The sequence below is a fragment of the Nocardia sp. NPDC051929 genome (genome assembly GCF_044548645.1).
Classification (GTDB): Bacteria; Actinomycetota; Actinomycetes; order Mycobacteriales; family Mycobacteriaceae; genus Nocardia; species Nocardia sichangensis.
In genome coordinates, this window is record NZ_JBIUCG010000014.1 from 1 (window position 1) to 22,543 (window position 22,543).

Consider the following 22,543-nt stretch of genomic DNA (forward strand, 5'->3'; position numbering starts at 1 on the left):
CAAAAGCCTCGGCTGGAAGACGCCCGCTGAAGCCTTCACCGAGCAGCTACGATCGCTCCAACAAACCGGTGTTGCGACGACCGATTGAATACGGCTTGCGACCCGCGGTCGGAGTGCAGGCTGCAGCCGGCCACTTCACCGCGGCGGGCCACCGCGCTGTTGAGCGCGCGAACTGCCAGCGCCGACGCTGGTACACCACTCTGCCGGACGCAACCTTCAAATCCTGTCAGCCCGACATAGAAAAACCCCTTCCGACCAGCCTCGGAAGGGGTTTTCTTGTTCATCAGCATGGGACCGGATTCGACCCGAGCCAGTCAAAATCTCATACTTTCGCCTTCATCGCCGCGGGCCCAGCGTTCCAGGAGGTCCCGATTGTCCGGAACGGTCTCCGGGACATCGATGTAGTGCGTCTTGGCCACCGCGCGAGTGTTGCCGAGCTGGCGGGCGGCGCGTTCGGGATCGCCGTAGGCGTGGTCGACCGCGGTGGCCGCGCCTTTGCGGAACGTACGCTGGGTCACCCACGCGAAGTTCTCGCCACGGGCCGCGCGCCAGGTGCGGCCGAAGTTGTTCGGGTTGCGCAGCGACCCGTTTCGGGCCGGAGACAGCAGCCCCAGCGGGTTGGGACGGTCGCCTACTTCCAGGTCCTTGATCGCCTCCCGGACCGCCTCGACGGTGTGGGGGGCAGCAGGATGCGCCGCCACCCGTAATGTTCCATTGCTCGCCTTGGCCGCTGCGTCACTTCGGTGGGCCGGGTTCAAAATCCGCCCCCCGCAGAACCCCTACCTGCCGCTCATACGAGACAGAACTTATGAGATGCGCTCGCCCAGGAGTATGCGCGGAGCACAGCGTCTTGAGTCCCTTGGTGCCGAGACGGACTCCGGGACCGTCGAAGCGACACGATCCGGACACGATGCGCGATCGGTGAACTGCGCGTACGCGCGCGAGATCGGTGACGTGCAGAACCGATCGGTTAATGAACAGATAATGCCTCCGCGCTGGCCACCGAAGCCTTGCAAGCATTCACTTCGATTCGATCACTGTTGAAGGCGCTGTATTGCACCACTTCTCGACGTGAGTGACGAACTGACGGGACCCCGTTGGTCGGTCCGGGTGGGGACATGTGGTTATGGGGTCAAGTAGGAACGCACGACATCTGCTGGGTTCGAAGGTCCGCAATACGAGCAGATCACCGCGGCCCTCGTTGGGGCACGGGTCGTGATCGAGGACCGTGGGGTGGACACGGTCGCGGTGTATCGAGCGGCCATCGTCGGCAGTGAGGACGCCACCGATGCGCAGCCCGGCCGCCACCCGGCGTAGTGCTCTTGCGATCAGGGGCCGCCGATTCGGCACCGATGGACGGGCGGCGGGTGAAGGTCAGTTGAGGCGGAGGATGCCCACGCCGGTATCGGTGAAGCCACAAGCGCCGCGATAGAAACTGTCGAGGTAAGGTTCGTAGTCGACGTGCAGCCACTCGAGGCCAGCAGCACGGAGGTCATCGATCAAGGCGGCAACGATCGTGGTTCCGACGCCCTGACGCTGGTGATCGAGAGCAACCGCCGTGTCCAGAAGGAACGCGTGTCGTCCACCGTCCCAGACCGCGTGCACGAAGCCGACCAGCCGGTCTTCAGCAAAGGCGCCGACCCAGGACTTGCTGTGCCGCTCCAGCCGTGCCCGCCAGGGGTCGACCGAAAAATCTCCGCCGAACGCTTCCGTGTGCAGGCGCGACACCGCCTCGTCGTCGACGAGAAAGCGGATACGAAGCTCGGTCGTCATCTAACACCTTCCGGCTCAACAGATCTCACGCAGCAACCATCACCAGCATGGCACACCACCGTGCGCTGTCGGATCCGGCAGGCCGCCCAACACTTCGGCGATCGCCGAAACTACCCGGGGCGCGGCTCGTCCCGGCGGATACGGATTCGCCGACCGCACCATTTCCTCGTACCCGACCTCGTCCGACAGCACGCTGAGCACCGACTCGACCACTCGCTCCGCCTCGGTGCCGACCAACCTCCCGGATCCCCCGGTCAGAACCTCGGGACGTTCGGTGCTCTCACGCAATACGAATAACGGCTTTCCCAGGCTCGACGCCTCCTCCTGCACGCCCCCGGAGTCGGTGAGGACAGCTTTGGAACGCGCCATGAGGTGCGCGAATTCGACATATCCCATGGGTTCGGTCAGTATCACATTCTTGACTTCGCCCAGCAAAGCGGTCAAGGGGGCACGAACAATCGGGTTGGCATGCAGAGGCAGAACGAATACGTGATCCGGAAGTCGGCTCGCCAACATGCGGACGGCCCCGCCGATCCCGATGATGCCCTCTCCCCAATTCTCCCGCCGGTGGGTGGTTATCGTCACGAGATCAGGCGCGGCACCACAGACTTCTGCTACAGCCGGATCGGAGAACGAGGCCGACTGCTCGAGCGCATCCGAGAGTGCGTCGACGACGGTGTTTCCGACGACCCGAATCTTTTTCTGGGCAACGCCTTCCGCCAGTAGATTGTTCTGCGCCTGGACGGTCGTCGCAAGGTGCAACGAGGCGAGTTGACCGAGCAACCGACGGTTTCCTTCTTCGGGAAACGGTGACGCCATGTCCCCGGTGCGCAGTCCGGCTTCGAGGTGCACCAACGGTATCGCGCAATTGAAGGCGGAGACGCCGCCGGCAGCTGCGCTCGAGGTGTCGCCCTGCACGAGGAGCACGTCCGGGTCCAGTTGTTTCAGCAGCGGATCCAGCCTCGACAGCACCTTCGACATGATCATGTTCGGTGACTGACCGGGCTCGAATACATCCAGATCGTGCGCCGCCACGTCATCGAGCGAGGTCCCCGTGTGTGCGAGCATGCCTCGATGCTGCCCGGTCGAGATCACGAGGCAATCTGTGGACGAACAGCTTCGCAGCGCTCGCACAACCGGGGCCACCTTGATTGCTTCCGGCCGCGTTCCATAGAGCACGGCGATACGTCGAGCCGACATTCCTTTTCCCCCGATGTGTTCTTCCCATAGGTACAGCCCGTGCTCCCGCGCTCGACACGCGACATATGGCTACCGCACGGCTACTGGATATCAGTTGGTAATCCGCTTTCCGGGCGAGCCGCCTGAATCCGCTCATCCAAGCCGTGCAACGTGCGTGCGGAGAGCACCGCGCCGGCGGTGAATTCGATCTCGAAACGTCCCTCCACGAACTCGCTGATCAACTCGGCCCCGTACGCATCGAGCCCCTTTTCGATGAGACTGTCGTTCCGGTGCACCCGGTTGCCGAGCACAGCGGTCACCACATCGCCGAGCTCCACCATCGCCTCGGCGGTGGGGTCGGCCGGGCTCCCTCCTCCGGTATGGCGGCGGAGCAACCCGAGACGGTCGATCTTCCCGCTCGGAAGTCGTGGCCACTCCGCGACGCCGACCACACTATTCGGGACGTGCGCGGGCCCGAGGCGGGCCAGAACCTCCCTGCGGATGAGCTCCGCGTCGATCGGCAGAGCGAACGCGACGAACACCGCGAGGCGTGGACCACGCGGCCCGCGGTCCACGAGAACGACGCAACTCGTGTCCGGATACAGCCCCTCGACCAGATTCGCGACGGCGTCCGTGTCGACCCATACCCCGTTTCTCTTCAGCCGGTTGTCCAAACGCCCAAGGACGGTCAACCCGCCGTTGCGCTCGTCGACCACCCCGAGATCGCTCGTTTCGTAACGCATCGAACGGCTCATAGGCGCAGCCGGATCAGCGCCGGGTGTGCCCACATAGCCGTAGCTGCCGTCCGAGGTGACGATTACGATCCGCCCAGGCGACCCCGGCGGGAGCGCGAAACCCGACTCGTCGACGATCCCGACGGAGGTTCCGGGCAGAGCGTGACCGACCGGCAAAATGCCATTGCCGTCCTCCAGTCCGGTCAGCACATGGCAGAAGCGGGCCAAGGTCGTCTCGGACGGGCCGTAGAGATTGCATACCCGTGCTCCCTCGACGCAGCGTTCCCGCCACGCGGCCGTAACCGATCCGCGTAGGGGCTCACCCGCAAAAATTGTCCACCGGAGCGGCATTCGCGCGCCTCGCCCACCAGCCCGCCGCAGCCACGCTTCGGCAATGGAGGGCACGGCGTGCAGAATCGTCACGTTCTCGGCAATCAGCCAGTCGACGGCGTCTCTGCCCCGTAGGTCGCTCGGCGGCGTCACCAGCGCCGCACCGGACCGCAGCGGCAACAACAGCTCGCGGTAGGCGACGTCGAACGAGCCGCTCGTCACCGCTCCGATCCGGTCCGCCGGACCGACTTCCAGAGTCGATGATTCCCATTCGAGAAAAGCGAGCAGAGACCGGGCGCTACCGAGGATCGCCCGGCTCGTGCTGGTCGAGCCCGAGGTCACGGCGACGTAGCACGCGTCGTCGGGAAGTGTTCCGTGTTCGCGACGGGAGCGCAGCTCCGCGCGGACCGCGCCGATGAGTCGCGATGCGGCAACGTAACTCACCTCGCCGTCCCGGACGGTCGGACAGAGTTCGGCTCCATCCTCGCCTCCCCTGTCGGCAGCCAGTGACGAGGTCAGATGCGCGATACATCCGGCCAACCACGTGCCCAGCAAGTCGGGCAATGCCGCACCCGGACGCTCACCGACCACGATCACGAGGTCGCCCCGGCCCAGACCCGCTTCGAGGAGCCGCACTGCGACGCTCGTCGCCGCGGCGACAATCGCCGCGATGTCCTTATCGCCACTCGACGGATCGTGCAGGCTAGCCGTTTTCGTGCATGTCAGCAGATATCGGGCAAGCAGTCGAGGTGTCATCTCCGTTCGATCGATCGGCTCGATCACCGTGCTCCCCCTTTCTCCCTCGCTCGACGGTCGAGGCTGATCCGACAGGCTTCGGCAAGCAACTCGATGTGGGCCAGATCGCCCGCATCCACGATCTGTAGGTAGATCCGCTCCGCGCCGGTGGACCAGTAGCCGTCGAGAATCTCCGCGCATTTCGAGACGGTGCCGAAACCGCCGAAGTCCGGCAATTCCTCCACCGATTCCGCGGCTTTGGCTATTCGTCGCAGCGCGGCGAGCCGTGTCGTACCCGCGTAGAGCGCGATAGTTGCCGACAGGCGCGGTGTCGCCCTGCCTTTGTCGCTGGCGGCACGCCGAGCTCGATCGAAGGCGGCACATACCTGATCGGGCGTCTGGAAAGGCACGTTGTACTCGTCGGCGTGGGTGGTCGCGATATCGATGGTGCGGACGGGACCGACACCTCCCACGATGACGGGAGGATGAGGGCGTTGCACCGGCACCGGACCGCCCGGCCAGCCGTCCACGCGCCAATGCCGTCCGTCGAACGAGTACGCCACGCCATCCGATGTAGCGGCCCACGCCCCGTGGATCACTCGCAACGCCTCGTCAAGGGCATCCATTCGCTGTCGCACGGGCGGCAGACCGACCCCCAACGCCAGGTGTTCGGCTGCGAACCATCCCGCGCCGACGCCGAGTTCGATCCTGCCGCCTGACATCTGGTCGATCTGTGCCGCCGCGACCGCCAGCCCGACGGGGTTCCGAAATGTTATGGGACTCACCAGCGAACCGAGGCGGATGCGCGGCACCTGCACCGCCAGGGCCGCCAGCAGGAGCCAGACGTCCAGCGGACCCGCGCCAGGATCGCCGTCGCCGACGCGCACGAAATGATCGCTGGTGAACACCCCGCCGAATCCGAGTTTCTCGGCGTGGAATGCGCATCGCAAGATCGCCTCGTAGCCGCTGCCCTGTTGCGGCTCGACCAGTAGATTGACCTCTTTCAGCACGTCGAGATCATTCATCCTGCCCGCACCGCCAGAGCAAGTGGCTGAGTTCCTGCCGGCTCGCGCCGCGCGACGACTTCGCCGCAATCGACCCCTGCCCCAGAAAATATCGGTCGATCCCTTCCTTCAGCGCCCACCTGATCGGCTCGTAGAAGAGGACATTGAAATACTCGAACGGGCCACTCTCCGAATCCGGCCGACGGCCGACAAATCTCGCGTAGAGGCTGTCTCCGAACCGATACATCAACGCACACATCGATAGATTCCCGGCCGGATCGTGACTCAGCAACACATGACCGCTGTTCGCGCAGGCCGCGAGCGAATGTGCTACCACCTTGGTCAGGCCGCCGAGACTTCCGTTGCCACCGTACTTTCGTTCGACCTCGGCGAGCATCGGGGCAAGCGCCGACGCCGACGCCGGATCCGCCGGAACACGCGTTATCCGATATCCGGCGGCATCGAACTCGCGCTGTTCTCGCCGCACCGAACGTGCCCGATTGACCGTGAGCATGGCGAGATAGTCTTCCTCGTCACCGCACGGCAACGAGATCACAGCCTCATCGGCTGCGACCGCTGAACTGTACGGCTCCAGCTCGGCCCATGCCCCCACATGTTCGGCAGGGACATACGGCAAAACGACACCGTCCAGTCCCCATTGCCGTGCGACGCTGTTCGCCTCCGCCAGCAGCCTGCGCCGGACCGCCCCGGCCTCGGCCGCAGCCACCACCGCCACCGAATTCCGAGCGGCCATTCGGGCGCCGGCAAGTGCCCAACGCCCCGGATCGACACCGAGCCCGCCCGCAAGGTGCTCCGAAGTGAAGGCCCGCGTCGGCTCGTACTTCCGATAGCTCAGAGGCATTCCTGCGACCAGGTCGTCGCCGTCGAGCGCGCAGATGTAGGCCCACTTCGTCCCCGGCGTGCGTTCGGCGGCGGCCATCCAAGCGGCCGACATCGAACCGTCTCCGCCGTCGAGCAATCGGTCCCAGCCCTCATTCCCGACCTCGGAAATGCTGCGCAGCACCGTGATCTCCACGCTGATCACTCGGCCTGCGTCGAGCCGATGATCTCGACGCCTCGATCGGCGAGTAGGGCCGCCAGGTCGACTGGGATCGGCGTACCCATCACGTCGTCCGGCGTGCAGTCATCGGTAATTTCGTCTTCGACCAGGGCGCACAACTCGAGCGCACTCAAGGAATCCAACCCCAGATCGTAGAGATTGTCAGTCGGCGACGGCGAGCTACCCAGCGCTCGAGTCGCCGCCGAAAGAATAACGGCCAGTATACGATCGGCCGTCACAGCCGTGTCGTTCTGCTCTGTCATTGTTCTCTTTCCGTGAATCGAGCCTCAGCGCTGCGGAACCAATCCCGAACGGAGTCGGTCCGCGACTTCGGCGCAATAGTCTTCGATGGTGGTGCGGTCGAACTGAGTCGAGCTGAAGTACCAGACGAGCTGTAGTTCGCCGCCGTGGGACGCGATATCTATGCCGTGCACATGCTCGCGGAATCCGGTCGATGTCTCGGATTCACCGGCCGGTTCGGCGGCCGGTTGGAACAGCTGTGGCTCCGGCCCCCGACCGCCACCCCGAATGTTCAGGGTGATGTCGGGTTCACCGAGAGCCGCCAATCGCCCTCTGATCTCAGCGTCACGGCTGAGGTAGCGCAACAGTCCGAATCCCGTGCCGGAGTTGGGGATCTCGTGCAACTGCGCGGCGATAGCGGCGGCGCGGTCGGCGATGCCGTGGCGGTCCGGCAGGAATTCGAAGGTCACCGGGTAGCGCGTCGAGAGCCATCCGACCGTGCGTGTGACTCTCGGCTGGTCAGGCAATCCACTGCGCCCGTGACCTATGAGGTTGGTCCGCAGCGCGTCGCCGCTCGGGCGGATCGTCGGCCCGATCGCCGACAGCAGAACCGCCGTCGGATTCCCTCGATACTTACCGCGTACCAGATCCATGACCGCGCGCGTGGTCTCGGCGCCCAGCGATCGGGTCACGACCTCCGTCGTGGCCATCGTATTCGGTGCGTCGCGATCGAGGCGCACCGGTTCGACCGGGCGACCGATGCGCTCCCACGCGTCGACCTCGGCGCGGATCGCAGGGGTCTCCGCGCATTGTTCCAGCCACGCGGCGAACTCGTGCGCGCCCGGCGCCGGTCGCGCCGAGGGTATCGGTTCGCCGCGTGACAAGGCGATGCACACCTGCTCGAGATCGCCGATCAGAATGCCCAAACCCACGCCGTCGACGAGAAAGTGATGCACAACGATGAGTAGCCGCGCTTCGCCGCGCCCCCAACCGATTCGCGCCAGCCGAATCAGTGGCCCCGCCCGCAGATCGAGGCTTTCCTGGATCCGGTCACACTCCCGCGCGAACACACGGGTGTCGGACTCGCCGGTCAGGTCGACATCTGTCACCTCGAACAGCGAGGCGGGATCGCTGATCCATCCCACGTCCGCGCTACCGGGCTCCAGAAGCACCCGCAGCGCTTCGTGGCGACGGCAGACAACGGCTGCCGCCCGACCCAGCAGGTCGGCACCGATCCACGTGGGTATCGAACACACCGCAGCCTGGTTCCAATGGTTTTCACCGGGCAGGCCCCTGGTCAAGAATCGGCGCTGCTCCGGCAGCAACGGCACTGACTTTCGATCGATCATCGCCTCACCTTGTTGATTCGAAATTCTGCACAGTCGCTATCGCGTCATCCAGCTCATGTTTCGGCCAGACGCGGTCGATTACACGTACGGTTCTCATGCCCAAGGCACCCGCTTCGGCAAGCACGTCGGGATTGTCATCGACGAGGATCGTCGAACTAAATGGTATTCCGATCATGCGGCCCACGGCCTCGAAATACTCCGGTTCAGGCTTGACGACACCGACCGCCCATGACGAGGCTATCCGGTCGAACAGGGCGAAATGTCCGAAGCGGGCATTCTTCACCATGTCCCACCTGCGCGCCTCGTTGTTCGCGAGTACAAGCGATACAGTGGGATGATCCACCCGGATGGCGGCCAATGCTTCGAAGGCAGGTGCGATCGAGGTGACTTGCTCGCCGTAAGTCTCCTCCAGCCACCGCGCGTCGCCGTCGGTCAGTGATCGACCACCTGCCGCACAGACAATTTTCCGAAGTACATCGATGACATCCTCGGAATCCGTTTCGTAGGCGGCATCGAGGGAATCGAGTGCGACCAAGAGATCCTGCTGTCCCATTTTCCACCGCGCGGCCAGAATCTCGATGAATCTACTTTCTTCGGTGACATTGTTGAAGAGCACACCACCCGCGTCGACGAGCAGCGCTACGGTGCTCCTCGAGGTCACGCTCATATTCCCCTCATCCAATCGATATTGGCCCGCAGGCCGCCGGCCAGATCCCACTTCGGCCGCCACCCCGTCGCCTGACGCAACTTGGACGAATCGCCCACCAGATCGTCGACCTCACCCAGCCGCCGTTCGCCGTGCACGATCCGGCTGTCGGAGTTTGTGAGCGAGACGATTTCTGTGGCCAATTCGAGCACCCCTGTGCCGCGACCAGTGCTGATGTTGTAGACCTCCCCGCTACCCGACAGCCTGGACAGCGAGATGAATGCCGCGACAGTATCGGCGACATACGAGAGATCGCGGGTTTGCAGCCCGGTCCCGTTCACGACCAACGGCTCCCCTGCGAGAGCGCGCCGTAGGAATATTGGCACGACATCGTAGACGTGTCGCGGCCCGTAGCAGTTGAAGGGCCGGACGATCGTCAGAGGTAGGCCGTAGGTGAAGTGGTAGGAATAGGCAAGCCGGTCGCAAGCCACCTTCGAGGCAGCGTACGGTGTCGACGGATACAGCGCGTCCTTTTCGGTGATCGGGTCGCCGTGCGATCCATACACTTCGCTGGAGCTCGTGACGAGAAGATGTCGCGGCGCGGCAATACGAGCGGCTTCGAGGACATTCGCAGTCGAGGCGATGTTCGTGGCCACAACGCTGCGAGGTTGACCGAAGGACGCTGGCACATACGCGTCGGCGGCAAGGTGGAACCACACGTCGGCCTCGACCCGAGCCAGGGTATCAATGGCGTCGGGGCCCGCGAGGTCGATGCACAGGAGTTCACCGAGCTCCTCGACCCGCTCGGCCGTGAGATTCGTGAAGCGACGGTCGATCTGAGATCGTGAGGTCCGGCGTACCGTGGCGATGACGTGGTACCCATCATCGATCAATGCGTCGACCAGATGCGATCCGATGAATCCGTCTGCCCCGGTGACCAGTGCACGTGGAGCTGCTGCAAGCTGGGTCATTTCACTACACCTTCATTCTCGACCACCGCTACCGCACCTACGAGTGCGTAAATCAGGTGTTGCAGTTCGCTTTCGGTGACATTCAACGGCGGTGCGACGATCAATCCCTCACCGCCACCATCGGGGCGATAGCCACTGAAGGGGTACAAGAGCACGCCGCGGCGTTCGATCTCGGCGATGGTCTCCCAGAGCGTCCCGTCGCGGAGCTCCACCCCGTAGAAGAATCCGGCACCGCGAATGTCTCTGATCATGTCGAACCCTGCTAGAGCCGACGATAATTCGTGGGCGATGAAGTCGCCGCGTGTCTTCGTCTGGAAGACACCGATCGCCTCGAGCTCGTCCAGCACCGCGAGGCAGACAGCTGCCTGCAATGGTGTCGCCGTCATCGTCCCCATCATCGGGAGAGGAGTGGCGCCCGCACCACCCAGGTATTCGGCCTTCTCCGGCGCGACAAGGACCGCACCGGCGCTCACATAACCTGCGCCCAATCCCTTCGACAGAACGCAGATGTCGGGTGCCGCACCGACCCAACGGTCGCTCGCCAACGGAAGCCCCGTCCGCCCGAGCCCGGTGAGCACTTCGTCGTGGATTACCAGCACACCGCGTTCACGGCAGATGTCCGAGAGTCGTCGCAGATACCCCTCCGGCGGAACGAACGCACCGCCGGTCGTGCCATTGATGGGCTCGATCAGCACGGCGGCGACATTTTCCGCGCCGAGCGTGTCGATAGCCGCCGCGACCTCCTCGGCGCACATCGCATCGCAACGACAGCCGCCGTGAGATGGCGGGTACGGGGCAGGAAAGGCGGGAGCGAGCCCGAAGCCGTCCTCGCCGCGGGGTCTGCGCCGACGGTGACCGGACAGCCCCAGTGTCAACGCACTGTTGCCGTGATAGCCAAGATTCGCAGTAAGGATGTGGCTGCGTCGCGGTCCGTTCTGCGCACGCCCGATGTTCCTCGCGATGGCTATTGCCATCTCGACCGCCGATGTGCCGCTCGATGCCAAGGCCACGGCGTCCTCCGGACGCCCGACCAGGCGTGTGAGGCGCTCAACGAGTTCCAGTTGCCGGGCCGGCCATTGAGTCGCGGGCCCCGCGAACGAGACCGTCGCGGCTTGCGCCCGCATCGCCTCGATCACTCGAGGATTGGCGTGCCCGATGTTGACACACACCAAGCCGCTCGATCCATCGAGATATCGGGAACCGTCCTCCTTGTAAATCCAGGCACCCGAGCAGTGCTCGACCGAGATGGGATCTGTCGGTCGCGTGGGGGTTAGCAGCCGGTGCCGTTGTGCCTGTGTCCGCGCCGAAGTCATACCAGTTGATCCCAACGCGGCGCGGCGCCCGCTTCTCCGAACGCGAGCGCCTGAGCGGCGAACATGGTCGCCCAAGTATTCTTGTCCTCGTGTTCGAGACCGGGCATGTACGGCATCCACGCGCCTGTTTCGTCGTTACGCACGGTTCGTTCGAGTTCTTCCAACAGCGGCACGGCGCGGCCATTGTCGATACCGTGCAGCCTGTTCAAGCGCGACACCTGCGCCAAGACATCCCCTTGGCATAGGGTGCGTTCACCCGTGTCGGAAGGATCCACGAAGCCGGGAACGCTGCCATCGGTATCCGACCGATTCGTCAACCACTCGGTGAGGCTGCGGGAAGCGTCGATCGCACGCGAGTCACCACGGCGTTTCCCCCAAACCCACAATCCCTCTGCCCCATAGCAAACCGCATGCATCGATATGGGACCGCCGGGGCTGGTACGGATCGGGACGGCATCGCTCGCACCGAGCGCCTCGAATGCGCCCACGATGATCCGGTCCGCGAGATCACCCGCGCTCGCGCGCCCGTGCACCTCGGCACTCAGCAGCGCCTGGACGACTTTCCACAGGTGGGTCGTGCCGGACAGGGACCACTTCGACCGGGTGGCGACATCCGCCGCCTCTTCGTCGACACAGTGCGGGGCGCGACCCTGCCACGCGCTTTCGATGAGCGCCACCGCATCGAGTCCGACATCGATGTGCCGGGCGGAGTCGTTCGCGGCACCCCATTGCAGCAGACCGTGCGCCGCCATCGCGACGTCGAAGTAGTAAACGGTCGCACCGTCACGCCGCGGGCGCCCCGCGTAGTCACCGCGCGAGAACCTTTCGGCCAGCCAGTCGGCCGCCCGCCGGTGGTTGTCCGTCGTCTGCGCGCCGAACTGGTCGAGCGCCCATGACCAGTACGTCAAGAAATAGCCGGTGATCTCCGGATATGGTTCGGACAGAGTTCCATCCGCGCCGCTCGCCCAGCCACAGTACGCGCCGCCGGGGTCCTGGGTGTGCCCCCCTGCGATCCATTCGTGCAGCGCGGATGCCGCGCCGCGCAGATCATGGCGGGCGTTCCAGGTAGAGACCTCGATCACATGTTCCCCTCTCGTGTCCGCCGCACCACCGCGGCGTATAGGTCGGAATGCCTACTCGCGACGGTGGCGCGGTCGAATCGGCGGACCGCCTCTGCGAGCGCCTCGGCGACGATCGCGCTCTGATCCGTCGTCATGACCAGTTCGATTTGCCGAGCGAGCGCGCTCACATCGCCGGGCGGATACAAATGCCCTGTCTCCCCATCACGGACAACCTCGTCGTGACCCTCGATGTCGGTCGTGATAACCGGACGACCGGCAGCCATCGCCTCGCTCAGTGCAATTCCCCAGCCCTCATGTGACGATGGAAGCACTACCGCGTCCGCAGCCGCGTAAAGTCCGGGCATGTCCTCCCAGCTGAGGCCCTCTACCCAGCTCACGCGGTCGGTGACACCGAGCTTGTCGGCCAGTTCACGCAGGACACGGGCGTACCCCTCGGTGGTCCGGCCGGTCGGCGCGGTCAGAACGAGACGTGCGTTGCCTCGGCGCTCACCGAGGCGTGCTATCCCGACGATCGCGTCTTCGATCCGCTTGCGCGGAACCGGACGCGCGGGAACCAGCACCACGAAATCCTCTGTCCAGCCGTATCGTTCCCGCTCGGCAGTCCGCATCGCCCCTGCCGCCGCAAATCGGCCCAGATCGGTGCCGAACTCGATCATTTCGGTGGGAGCACGGAATCCGCCGTCGCGGGCCCAGTCGACGTACGCCTGAGAGCCGCAGACGATGAGATCCGCATCGATACTGGCGGCCAGACTGCGTTGCAGGCTACGTTCCAGTTCGTAGTCCTCGAAGAGGTCGAACACTCGGACACCGGGAACGTGGGTTTCGAACAACGAAACGACAAGCGGACTCCGCACCAGATCTCGAATGAGCGAAATCGTTATTGCAGGAACGTAATTGAATACGTGCACCAGCTCGTAGCGCTCCGTGCGCAAGATGCGCGAGACGGTCTCCAGGCCGTCTTTCAGAGCAAGGTTCTGGCAAGCGTCGGCCAGACCGTGAACCTCCACAACTCGCACACCATCGGTGCCGTCGCGGTAACCCGCGGCACCGTTCGCCTCGCCCACCGCCTCGGTGACGACTGTGACTTCGTGTCCGAGAGCGGAGAGTCCGACCGCTAGTTGGTGGAGGTGGGTCTCGCCGCCACCGACGATTGGCGGATACTTCTCCGCGATCAGCAACAGCTTCATCGCAGGTCCTCCACCGCACCACGCAGGGCGCCGACGGCGGCGGCGCGGTCCGTTCCAGGCGGGCAACCGATCAGCACACCCCGATCCGCGAGCTCGAAGACGTGTCGGTACGGCTCATGGATCACATGCGGAACGTCATCGAAACACGGCTGCTCAGTGAGCGAGGCCCCGAGGAATCCGCGCCCGTCGACGCCGTGCGCACACAACGCTCGGATGGCTTCGCGAGCCGAGCGTCCTTCCGGCACCAGACAGGCGATACCGAACGGCGAAGAGCCTCGATGCACCGGATCGCCCAGAACCCGCCATCCACTCTCCCGGAGGACGGCAGACAGCAGCCCGGCCAGCGTCCGTCGTTCCTCCTGCAACCGGTCGGCCCGCCGCAGCTGGACGAGCCCGATAGCGGCCTGTATATCGGTGAGTTTGGCGTTGTAGCCAAGGTGCAGATGGACGTACCGTTCCTCCGCGGCGATACGGCGATCACCGACCGGATACCCGAAGCGTTCACCTGCATAGGTGGCGTCCCTGCCGAACGCGCGAATACTCCTGAGCTTGGCGTCGAGCTCCGCATCGTTCGTGCCGATCACCCCGCCCTCCCCCATCGTGAGGTGATGCCCCGCGTAGAAGCTGAAGGTGGCGGCGTCACCGACGTGTCCGATGCGTTCATCGCCATCGGCGGAACCCAATGACTCACAGCAGTCTTCGATCACGGTGACACCCTCGTCGCGAAGCGCCCGCAATCCGTCCGTCGACAACGCCTGGCCCATCGTGTGCGGCAGCAGCGCGCCCCGTGCGCCGTTCTTTCGTACGGCGGCGAGCGCGAGGGCGAGATCAGTATTCACCTCACCCGCCTTCACATCCACGAACACCGGGACGAAGCCGAGTTGAACCACCGGCGACACCGCGCTGATGAATGTGGCCCCGCTGACCACGATCGGTGTGCCCCGCTCGAGACGACCGAGGGCTCCCAGTGCCGCCAATGCGACCAAATTCGCAGCGCTTCCCGAGCTCACAGCGACTGCGTGCGCGAAGCCGAACCGACGCGCGAATGCCTCCTCGAATTCGGCGACGATACGGCCCGTGGCCAGGTCGCCGCTGCGGAGGGCCGCGACCACGGCATCGCATTCCTCCTCCCCGAGAATCGGCCGCCCGAACGGGAGCAGACCTTCCGTCGAAACTTCTATTGCCGAGGCGTTCCGCATTTTCAATCCGACTCTCTGATTCCGAGGTGACTCGCAGCGGTGACGGCGCTGCCCATGTGCGGCTTGTCGATCACCAAGCTCTGGAAGAAAATCCAGGATCGCGTGATCGCAGGGGGCCGAGAAAACATTGGAGAGGGCACGAACATTCTTTCGAACGAGGCGTCGAGCACGTATCCGGGAACGAACAGATCACGCGATTCCGGATCGAATACCGGCACCGGAATCTCCTCGAGCGGCACCACCGTGATGCTCGGCAGTCTGCTCGCTGTCATCGACGCCTGGTATTCGTGCAGGTCGATTCGCAGAGCCCTCACGAAGGAGAGCCAGCGCGACGGCAGTGCCGCCGGGGCGCCGACTCCTACCTCGGCCTCACCGGCCGGCTCGTCCGCCGTCGGCGCCGACGGCACGGACATGCCGCGGCCACGCAACCCGTCCAGGCAGTCGGAGGCCGATTCCAGCAGCGCACGCCGTGCCAGCCAGTCTTCGCAGATCGGCAGGTTCGCTCGCATCCAATCGAGCAGGAGCCTGCGCTCTTTCTCGATGCCGAGCCGTCCGTGGACTCGGACAGGCGCCGAGTTGACTTCTGTTTCATTCATTTCAGTATTTCCCCGCGAAACGTGCGTGCCGTCGCTGCGGACGATCCGGTCGGTACGGTGACAGGTCCCAATCTCTCGTTCCCGCTATAAGATCGGCAACGAGCTTGCCGGTGAACGGAGCCAGCAACACACCGTTGCGATGGTGTCCGGCGGCAACGATGAATTCGCCACCACCGATTTCTCCGATAGCTGGCAACTCGTCGGTGAGCATCGGTCGGAAACCCGTCCACATTCGTTCTATCGACCACTCGCCGGCCGCAGGGAGCACTCGCCGCAATCGGGTCAGAATCGCTCCGACAACCCCCGCGGTATTGGCCACCGAGGGTGTCACGTACTCCTCACTTGTACCGACGATGTATTGGCCCGGCGCGCGTTCGACGATCGACCCGCACCCACCGGCAGGCATGAACACCACGCTGTTGGTGAGCCGGGCAGGGCCGGACAACTCGACCATCTGTCCCTTGACCGGCGTGTAGTCCGGCAGCTGATGGCCGGCGAGCGCAGCCACCTGGGCGGTCCACGGACCGGCCGCAAGCACGACCTTCGCCGCGGTCACCACCAATCCGTCAGCGGTGCTGACGAGTACATCGTCGCCTCGCTCGCCGAAATCGACGACCGGACTGCTGATGACCCGGCCGCCGTCCGAAACGAACCGTTTCATGACCTCGTCGTGTAGCAACAGCGGGTTGACGACGCCTTGATCGTGGATGCGGATGGCACCGGTATACGCTCCCGGCGAGAGGTTGGGCTCGACCGATGTGACATCGTCCCCGTCGAGCCAATCGGACCGGACCTTCAGCGACCGCAGCATATCCAGACGCGGGCGCAGGTCGACACCGGTCTCACGCATTTGCAGGAGCGTGAAAACAGAATCACGATACCCGGTCGCATCGTGGTCCAAGCCGAACCGTTCCAAGAACGGTTTGTAGTATTCCAGGCCCTCGGTAAGCAACTCCCAGAACGCGCTCGGCATCCAGTCATCGAACTCGCAGGCAGGTGTCAGCATCCCTGCGGCGGCATTCGAAGCGCGAAATTCGTGCGCACTGTCCACAATCGCGACCGATAGTCCAGCGGCCTGCAAGTGCAGGGCCGAAGAAGCCCCGATAAGTCCCCCGCCGACAACGGCGATATCAACATGCGCTCGTTGCATATTCTCTTCCATCGTTTTAGTCAAAGTTCGGATTCGACATCTGTGCGCTCACACCGAGATATCCAAGGTTCCATTCTTTCTTGCACGCTCGACCAGACCGTTCATACAGAGGAAGGCAGCGGTCGCCCACCCGGCAGCCACGAGCGCCTCGTACAGGGAGAACTGCAGTACATCGCCGACCGGTGCACTATCGGACACCGACCGCACCGCAGCCAAACCCCACCGTAGCGGCAACAGATCCCCGAGGATTTGCACCGGAGCGGGCCACGTTTCGACCGGAACGTTCACTCCGGTGAAGGCTGCCAGCGCGAAGAACGATGTGCTGGCTATGATCCCACGCGCCTTGACGAACTGGATGCTGATAGAACCCATCACCACGCCGAGGAAGTAACTCGACAGGGAAACCAGCAGAAGGATCGGAATCATTTTTGCCGCATCGGCGACAGACCATTGCGCATCGCCATGCAGAGCGACAAGGAGCAGAAGACTGACAGAAGTGGCGACGCCGGTCACCAGCCAATGGAAACCGCGGGTCAGGAACACAATTCCGACACGACTCTTGGACGCAAGGAGGTACGGTAGCGTTCCGCGCGTTTGTTCCAGGACAGCCGTACTCGTTGCCTGCATGGTCTCGACTACGATGACCGCCACGCAGTTTCCGAGAAGCACATACTCGGCGAAATCACCACCACCAAGCCACTTCGCGGTCATACCGAAGAAGATCGCCATGAAGACAACCCGCAGGATCACCGTGGATATGAAAGCCGGCACGGTATAGATGGTGCGCAGTTCCAGGATCCCCACACGCGCCGACGCACACACCACCGTCACGGACTTCATGACGTACTCACCGAAGCCGTAAGGCGTGCTCGGTAGATCGTGTACCGCACCAGAACGGCTCCGCTGATGAAGGCAACCACCCCGAGGGCGCCGATGATGGCCAGTCGTCCCCTGGCATCCGGCACCGAGCTGCGCAGCGCGGCGTCTCGGAGGAGATCCGCAGCCCAAGACAGATAGAACAGCCGGGCGACGAGCCTGGCGACGTCAGGAAGCTGATCGATCGGGAGGATCGTCCCGCCGAGCACATAGAGCGGATACTCCAGATTTCCCTGGATTATCCGGGTATTGCGAGAGATAACCATCACGGCCGCCAGCAGCGTCGCGGTGCCGACCGTCGCGAGGCAGGTCATCACAAGGGTGATGGAGACCAGTAGCGGATTTCGCAGCTCGAGCTCCGCATTGAACGCGAACTTTCCGACGAGCCAAGCCTCCGGAATAACCAGCGTACCCAGGACGACGATCGGAATGATTCGCCCGCACAGCACGATCGCGTAATTCGACGGTGACACGATCGCCATCTCCAACGTTCCCATGATGCGATCGTTGTGAATTGCTCCGGCGGCGACATTAACCGCGACGAACCAGACACCGATAAGCCCGGTACCCAAAACCATCACGGTGGCCAAGTCCATTCGCCCCGCGTACGAGCTCATCGACAGAAAGATCAGCGAGAACCACGGTGCGAGAAACACGATGACCAGATGCTCTGGGGCTCTGATGCTTGTGAGCACCTGCACCCTGCTTGCGGCGAGGAACGCGCGGGTGCTCATAGCCGCAGCCCCCGGGCGCCGATGTAACTCAGGTATGCCTCTTCGAGCGAGGGCGGGCTGGTACTGATCGTCGTCACGCCTCGGTCCAGCAGCCACCGCAGCAGAACGGCCGCATCCTCCTGCCGGGCGACTTCGACCCGGCGGGCGTCCGCACCCAGATCAGAATCGTGGACGCCGCGAACGAAAGGGAGGGTTGTCAGCTCTTCGATCAGACCGGTGTTGCCGGCAGGGATCACCATATCGACCCGGTCCTGAGTGGGCAGGCTACGGCGAAGTTCGCCGGTCGTGCCCTGGCCTATTATCCTGCCACGGTCTATGAGGGCCGCCCGGTTGCACAGCACCTCGGCTTCTTTCATGTCATGGGTCGTCAGCAGGATTGTCTTCGAGTCACTGAACTCCCTGACCAGGCTGCGGAAGTCGTGGGCAGCGGCGGGGTCCATTCCCGATGTCGGCTCGTCCAGGAACAGCACATCCGGGTCTGCGACGAGTCCCCGAGCCAAGTGCAGACGCTGGCGCATTCCCCGCGAATAGCCTTCGACAGCTTCGTCGGCCCGCTCGGCGAGTCCCACCCGTTCCAGAAGATACTGGACTCGGATCGTGAGTTGACGGCGCCGCACACCGGCGAGGGTGCCCCAGAACACCAGGTTCTGGCGTGCCGTGATCCGATCGTAGAGTCCCCGCTCCCCGCCGAACACTATGCCGATACGCTGACGCACCTCTCGCGCTTGATCCACGACATCGAACCCCGCGACCCGAGCGGACCCGCTCGTCGGGACGAGCAAAGTTGTCAGCACTTTCGTGAGGGTCGTCTTGCCCGCGCCGTTCGGTCCGAGAAGCCCGAACGTCTCTCCGGCCCCGACGTGCAACGACAGACCGTTCAATGCACGGCGGGGCTTCCCCCGCCGACCAGCACCGCGGAAATCACGCACCAGGTCTTCGACGACGATCATTTCGATACTCCCAATTCGCGGTCAATGGAAACGTCGTTGCGCGGGCTCACGGCACCGCCGCCGGAGCCGAGATGTATGGCCATTTGCGCGGCCAACGCGAGCGATGTCAACGACGGATTCGCCGCACCGGGTCGGGGGAACAGCGCGGAACCCGACACATAGATTCCCGGGATAGCGCGCAGTTCTCCTTCGGTACTCACCAGATCTCCACCGATCGCGAGCCCGCTGGATTCGTGATCGACGTCTCCTGGCGGCTCGAAGTACGGGAACGCCGCACCGGGATTCCCGAGCGCAAGCTCTTCGGCAGCTCGGTAACCGCCCACTGCGCCACCTGCCAGGTCGATGCCGCAGCGATCCAATGCGGCTCGAAGAGCGTGGATTTGACGTTCGTGTAATTCCGATACCGCGGCAACGGATCGTGCCGGAACGTCGAGCGTCAGGCCACGGTCACGAGACACCGTGAGCAGTGCAGGGCTGTGTATCGGGTATTCCCCCATCGTCCAGCTGTCGTGGACTACGCCGCCGTGCATCGGTCGCTGCTCGAAGAACAGATTCGAATCGGCCTCTGGTACGTACCCCAACCACACCGATCCCTCGGCCGGCACGCGGGGGTCCACGGAGCCGGAGCTCGCGTCCGCCGACCCGGATGTCACATTCGGTTCGAACATCACCGAGCCGGTGGCCACATGATCGAAGACCGGATACTCCGACGGCCGAGACGCATTCACTTCCAACAGCATCGAGTCCACCAGCTTGATGTTCTCGAAGGCGCCGCCCGCGAGAACTACCCTGTCCGCCATGACGACACACGCGTCGAAGTCGATGGAAACCCGAAAACCTCGGGACTCGGGAACTATCGCAGTGACCGGGGCACCAGACCGGACGCATTCGCTGGGTAGCTCACCTACCGCACTGTATGCCGACCACCGGCCGTCCACACCTGTCCGCACAGCACGCGGCGTCGGCACGGCGTGTAAACCGAAATCCTCCAGCTTGTCGAGCATTCTGGATTCACACGTGTTTCTCGGAGCGCTTGTTCCGCCCACACCGACCCACTGATCCAGTTCTGAGATGAGCCGCGCATAGGAACCAGGTTGATTCGGCCCGTCGGCCAGTCTGTTCGAGACCTCCGCGGGCCAGTCGTCCAGCGCTCTGCGCTCGATCGGCAGGACGATTCCCCGCCAGTACAAGCCGCGCCCACCGACACGGCGGCGGTACCCGGCGCTTCCGAGGCCCGCGTGGCTATCGAACGGAAAGTAAGCTCGAAAGTCCGGATCAGTGTCACGGTTCTCGAGATATTCGGTTTCCGCTCGTTCGCCGATGTGCCGGTGGCCTCGGTGCGGACCGGCCTCGATGACCATGACGTCGGCACCTTGCCGCCGAAGTCGCTGCGCCACCTCACAACCCACCAGGCCCGCCCCGATGACCACTACGTCGTACCGTCGGTCACGCGGAGTTCCCTCGGAGATCAGTCGGCGCTGCCCGTGCCTTTGCAAGTTCCCCTCCGTTTGAATCAATAGCCCGAATGGCCAATCAGCGGCCACGCTCGCCCCTCCGCTCACCACGGTCGTCCCCTACCGAGCTGTATTCAATGGCGCATGCAGAACGAGAGTGCGGAGACGCAGGTCACTGCGTGTAAACAACTGTCCGGTCCGGACATCCGGACCGGACGAACCAGGACCGATCCGCGAGTTGAGCTCCGATGATGATCGGTCCGGTCGGCGTCGGCTTGCGAAGCCTGGAACATCCGGCGCACAACTCGTGGAACCACGCGAGCTGTCGCTGCGTCTCTAGTTATGAGGACGGGGAGAATCGACCGCTGCGTCAGCGGCGGTCATGCGCGAACGGGGGTAACCGAATATGGCCAGAACTGCTCCTTCCCGGGCAGGATGCACCGAGATCACACAGACACCGCGCGCGGAGTTCGTGCGTCGGCTCGGTGAGCTGTATGAGGCGGCGGGCAACCCGTCGCTCCGGCAGCTGGCCGCGGCCGCGCAACGGCATGTTGTGTCACCGAGGGGCACGCGGGTTGCCGGACCGGTATCAGCCCAGCGGATCAGTGACTGGAAGGCCGGACGAACGCTGCCGGCTCGCTTCGAGACCTTCACGCCAGTACTTCTCGAACTCGTGAGTGGCACTCGTCGGCGTCGCAGTGCCACCGCAGCGGATCTGCTGGACGTAAAGCTCTGGAAGAGACTCTGGCTGGACGCTCAGCCGCTCAAGGCAGGGCGGGCGGTCACCGTCACCACGTCGCCGTTCCCCGGTTCCGCGCCTTACACCCGAGACAACGCGGCGGTATTCACCGGCAGGCAGAACGCGATCCGCGAACTACTAACCCTCCTGCACACCGCCGCCGACGCTGCTGACCCGAAGCGAGTAATCGCGCTGGTCGGTGCGGCAGGCGTAGGAAAGACTTCGCTGATCGAAGCGGGATTGGTTCCCGCACTGGAGAACTCACAAACACTCAAGTGGCAAATTCGGACAGTGTCCTTGAACGACATAACCGCGCATGACATGAGCGACGTCATCGCCGATTCGAAACGACTCGACGTAAGACCCGAGTCCACCACCCTGCTGATCATCGACGGGTTCGAGGTCTATTTCTCGCCAACCTTGAAAGAAGCAACCCGCGATTCCATGCGCCGATTTCTGACGGCCGCGACCAAAACTGCCGTGGTGCTGATCTCGCTACGCCCCGATTGGACCTGCATCAGCAAAGCGTGCCCGCTGCTCGCCGATACGCTGACACACCGCAGCTATCTGCTGGAAGCCATGGAGCCCAACGAACTGCGCGCCGCGATCACGGAACCGGCACGGCTGCGCGGCGTAACGATCGAGTCGGGGTTGGAGGAGTTGTTGCTCGCTGCCGTCGTCGGAAGTCCGACCCGCAGGAGCTACCTCAGCTTCCGAGCGAGCAATCTGGCGATCCTGTCGATGACAATGAGCGCGCTGTGGCCCGAGCGTGAAGGCACGCGGCTGACTGTCGCGGGCTATCAACGAATCGGCGGCATCGAAGGAGTGCTCCACCGAGCCGCGGACACGGTGTGGGATAGCCTGTCGCTCAGCCAGCGTCCGCACGCTATGCGCCTGATTCTCAGCCTGGTGTCGTGCCGGGAGGGCGCGGACGACACCAGACGTCGGGTTGCCCGGGACGAGCTGGATCGGACGCTGACCGGCACGACCGGCGCGATCACCGCGCTCCGCCAACTCATGCGCGCACGAGTGATCACCGCAACGGAGAACGAAGTGTTTCTGAGCCACGATCTCATGCTCACCTGGCCACGACTCGTCGCATGGCTGGATGGGCAGCAGTCGAGCCTGTCGATCGCGGGATGAGACCCGACGCAATAAAGCGTTTGTCGCAGGGTGGTGCGAGGGCAAACCACGGCTCGGCGGTTCATTTCCGTGAGGCGGTGTGTCGAACTGGCCTGTGCC

General features: G+C 64.0%; 21 protein-coding genes. 1 reads left to right on the top strand and 20 read right to left on the bottom strand.

Features of this window, described 5'->3' with window-relative positions:
- Positions 1–314: 314 nt before the first annotated feature.
- The 20 genes from ACIHAX_RS19590 to ACIHAX_RS19685 form a co-directional block, all read right to left on the bottom strand.
- The gene (locus ACIHAX_RS19590; RefSeq protein WP_397278871.1) at positions 315–701 is read right to left on the bottom strand and encodes a hypothetical protein; all 387 of its coding nucleotides are present in this window, start codon (positions 699–701) and stop codon (positions 315–317) included.
- Between the two features lie 673 nt (positions 702–1,374).
- Positions 1,375–1,773 (bottom strand): GNAT family N-acetyltransferase, encoded by a 399-nt coding sequence (locus tag ACIHAX_RS19595; RefSeq protein WP_397278873.1) that lies wholly within the window; start codon positions 1,771–1,773, stop codon positions 1,375–1,377.
- Positions 1,774–1,812: 39 nt separating this feature from the next.
- A complete protein-coding gene (gene wecB, locus ACIHAX_RS19600) occupies positions 1,813–2,973 on the bottom strand; it encodes a non-hydrolyzing UDP-N-acetylglucosamine 2-epimerase (RefSeq protein ID WP_397278875.1) in 1,161 nt (386 codons plus the stop codon).
- Positions 2,974–3,053: 80 nt separating this feature from the next.
- Positions 3,054–4,652, bottom strand: a complete 1,599-nt coding sequence (locus ACIHAX_RS19605; RefSeq protein WP_397278877.1) for an AMP-binding protein — start codon at positions 4,650–4,652, stop codon at positions 3,054–3,056.
- A gap of 143 nt (positions 4,653–4,795) precedes the next feature.
- Positions 4,796–5,776 carry an LLM class flavin-dependent oxidoreductase gene (locus ACIHAX_RS19610; RefSeq protein WP_397278879.1) on the bottom strand — a complete coding sequence of 327 codons (981 nt, stop codon included), beginning with the start codon at positions 5,774–5,776 and terminating at the stop codon, positions 4,796–4,798.
- Positions 5,769–6,695 carry a GNAT family N-acetyltransferase gene (locus tag ACIHAX_RS19615; RefSeq protein ID WP_397278881.1) on the bottom strand — a complete coding sequence of 309 codons (927 nt, stop codon included), beginning with the start codon at positions 6,693–6,695 and terminating at the stop codon, positions 5,769–5,771. The genes ACIHAX_RS19610 and ACIHAX_RS19615 overlap by 8 nt, the downstream gene beginning before the upstream one ends.
- Positions 6,696–6,796: 101 nt before the next feature.
- Positions 6,797–7,078: an acyl carrier protein gene (locus tag ACIHAX_RS19620; protein ID WP_397278883.1), complete on the bottom strand. Its 282-nt coding sequence runs from the start codon at positions 7,076–7,078 to the stop codon at positions 6,797–6,799.
- 24 nt (positions 7,079–7,102) lie between these two features.
- Positions 7,103–8,404 carry a condensation domain-containing protein gene (locus tag ACIHAX_RS19625; RefSeq protein WP_397278885.1) on the bottom strand — a complete coding sequence of 434 codons (1,302 nt, stop codon included), beginning with the start codon at positions 8,402–8,404 and terminating at the stop codon, positions 7,103–7,105.
- 4 nt (positions 8,405–8,408) lie between these two features.
- Positions 8,409–9,071 carry an HAD family hydrolase gene (locus tag ACIHAX_RS19630; protein ID WP_397278887.1) on the bottom strand — a complete coding sequence of 221 codons (663 nt, stop codon included), beginning with the start codon at positions 9,069–9,071 and terminating at the stop codon, positions 8,409–8,411.
- Complete coding sequence (locus ACIHAX_RS19635) at positions 9,068–10,021, bottom strand: NAD-dependent epimerase/dehydratase family protein (RefSeq protein WP_397278889.1); 954 nt, start codon at positions 10,019–10,021, stop codon at positions 9,068–9,070. The genes ACIHAX_RS19630 and ACIHAX_RS19635 overlap by 4 nt, the downstream gene beginning before the upstream one ends.
- Positions 10,018–11,334, bottom strand: a complete 1,317-nt coding sequence (locus tag ACIHAX_RS19640) for an aspartate aminotransferase family protein (protein ID WP_397278891.1) — start codon at positions 11,332–11,334, stop codon at positions 10,018–10,020. The genes ACIHAX_RS19635 and ACIHAX_RS19640 overlap by 4 nt, the downstream gene beginning before the upstream one ends.
- Positions 11,331–12,416: a hypothetical protein gene (locus ACIHAX_RS19645; RefSeq protein WP_397278893.1), complete on the bottom strand. Its 1,086-nt coding sequence runs from the start codon at positions 12,414–12,416 to the stop codon at positions 11,331–11,333. Before ACIHAX_RS19645 ends, ACIHAX_RS19640 begins: the two co-directional genes overlap by 4 nt.
- Positions 12,413–13,603, bottom strand: a complete 1,191-nt coding sequence (locus ACIHAX_RS19650) for a glycosyltransferase family 4 protein (RefSeq protein ID WP_397278895.1) — start codon at positions 13,601–13,603, stop codon at positions 12,413–12,415. The genes ACIHAX_RS19645 and ACIHAX_RS19650 overlap by 4 nt, the downstream gene beginning before the upstream one ends.
- Positions 13,600–14,802, bottom strand: a complete 1,203-nt coding sequence (locus tag ACIHAX_RS19655) for a DegT/DnrJ/EryC1/StrS family aminotransferase (protein WP_397278899.1) — start codon at positions 14,800–14,802, stop codon at positions 13,600–13,602. Before ACIHAX_RS19655 ends, ACIHAX_RS19650 begins: the two co-directional genes overlap by 4 nt.
- Before the next feature lie 2 nt (positions 14,803–14,804).
- On the bottom strand, positions 14,805–15,398 hold the full coding sequence (locus ACIHAX_RS19660) for a hypothetical protein (protein ID WP_397278901.1): 594 nt from the start codon (positions 15,396–15,398) through the stop codon (positions 14,805–14,807).
- A 1-nt stretch (position 15,399) separates the two neighbouring features.
- Positions 15,400–16,560, bottom strand: coding sequence for an NAD(P)/FAD-dependent oxidoreductase (locus ACIHAX_RS19665; RefSeq protein ID WP_397278903.1), 1,161 nt, complete (start codon positions 16,558–16,560; stop codon positions 15,400–15,402).
- A gap of 36 nt (positions 16,561–16,596) precedes the next feature.
- Positions 16,597–17,388 (bottom strand): ABC transporter permease, encoded by a 792-nt coding sequence (locus ACIHAX_RS19670; RefSeq protein ID WP_397278905.1) that lies wholly within the window; start codon positions 17,386–17,388, stop codon positions 16,597–16,599.
- Positions 17,385–18,158 carry an ABC transporter permease gene (locus ACIHAX_RS19675; RefSeq protein WP_397278907.1) on the bottom strand — a complete coding sequence of 258 codons (774 nt, stop codon included), beginning with the start codon at positions 18,156–18,158 and terminating at the stop codon, positions 17,385–17,387. The genes ACIHAX_RS19670 and ACIHAX_RS19675 overlap by 4 nt, the downstream gene beginning before the upstream one ends.
- Entirely contained in the window at positions 18,155–19,108 is a 954-nt protein-coding gene (locus tag ACIHAX_RS19680; protein WP_397278909.1) for an ABC transporter ATP-binding protein, read from the bottom strand. Before ACIHAX_RS19680 ends, ACIHAX_RS19675 begins: the two co-directional genes overlap by 4 nt.
- Positions 19,105–20,673, bottom strand: coding sequence for an FAD-dependent oxidoreductase (locus ACIHAX_RS19685; RefSeq protein WP_397278910.1), 1,569 nt, complete (start codon positions 20,671–20,673; stop codon positions 19,105–19,107). Before ACIHAX_RS19685 ends, ACIHAX_RS19680 begins: the two co-directional genes overlap by 4 nt.
- A 295-nt stretch (positions 20,674–20,968) precedes the next feature.
- On the opposite strand from ACIHAX_RS19685, the gene ACIHAX_RS19690 reads away from it, so the two are divergent.
- Positions 20,969–22,444, top strand: coding sequence for a hypothetical protein (locus ACIHAX_RS19690; protein ID WP_397278912.1), 1,476 nt, complete (start codon positions 20,969–20,971; stop codon positions 22,442–22,444).
- The last annotated feature ends 99 nt before the right edge of the window (positions 22,445–22,543 follow it).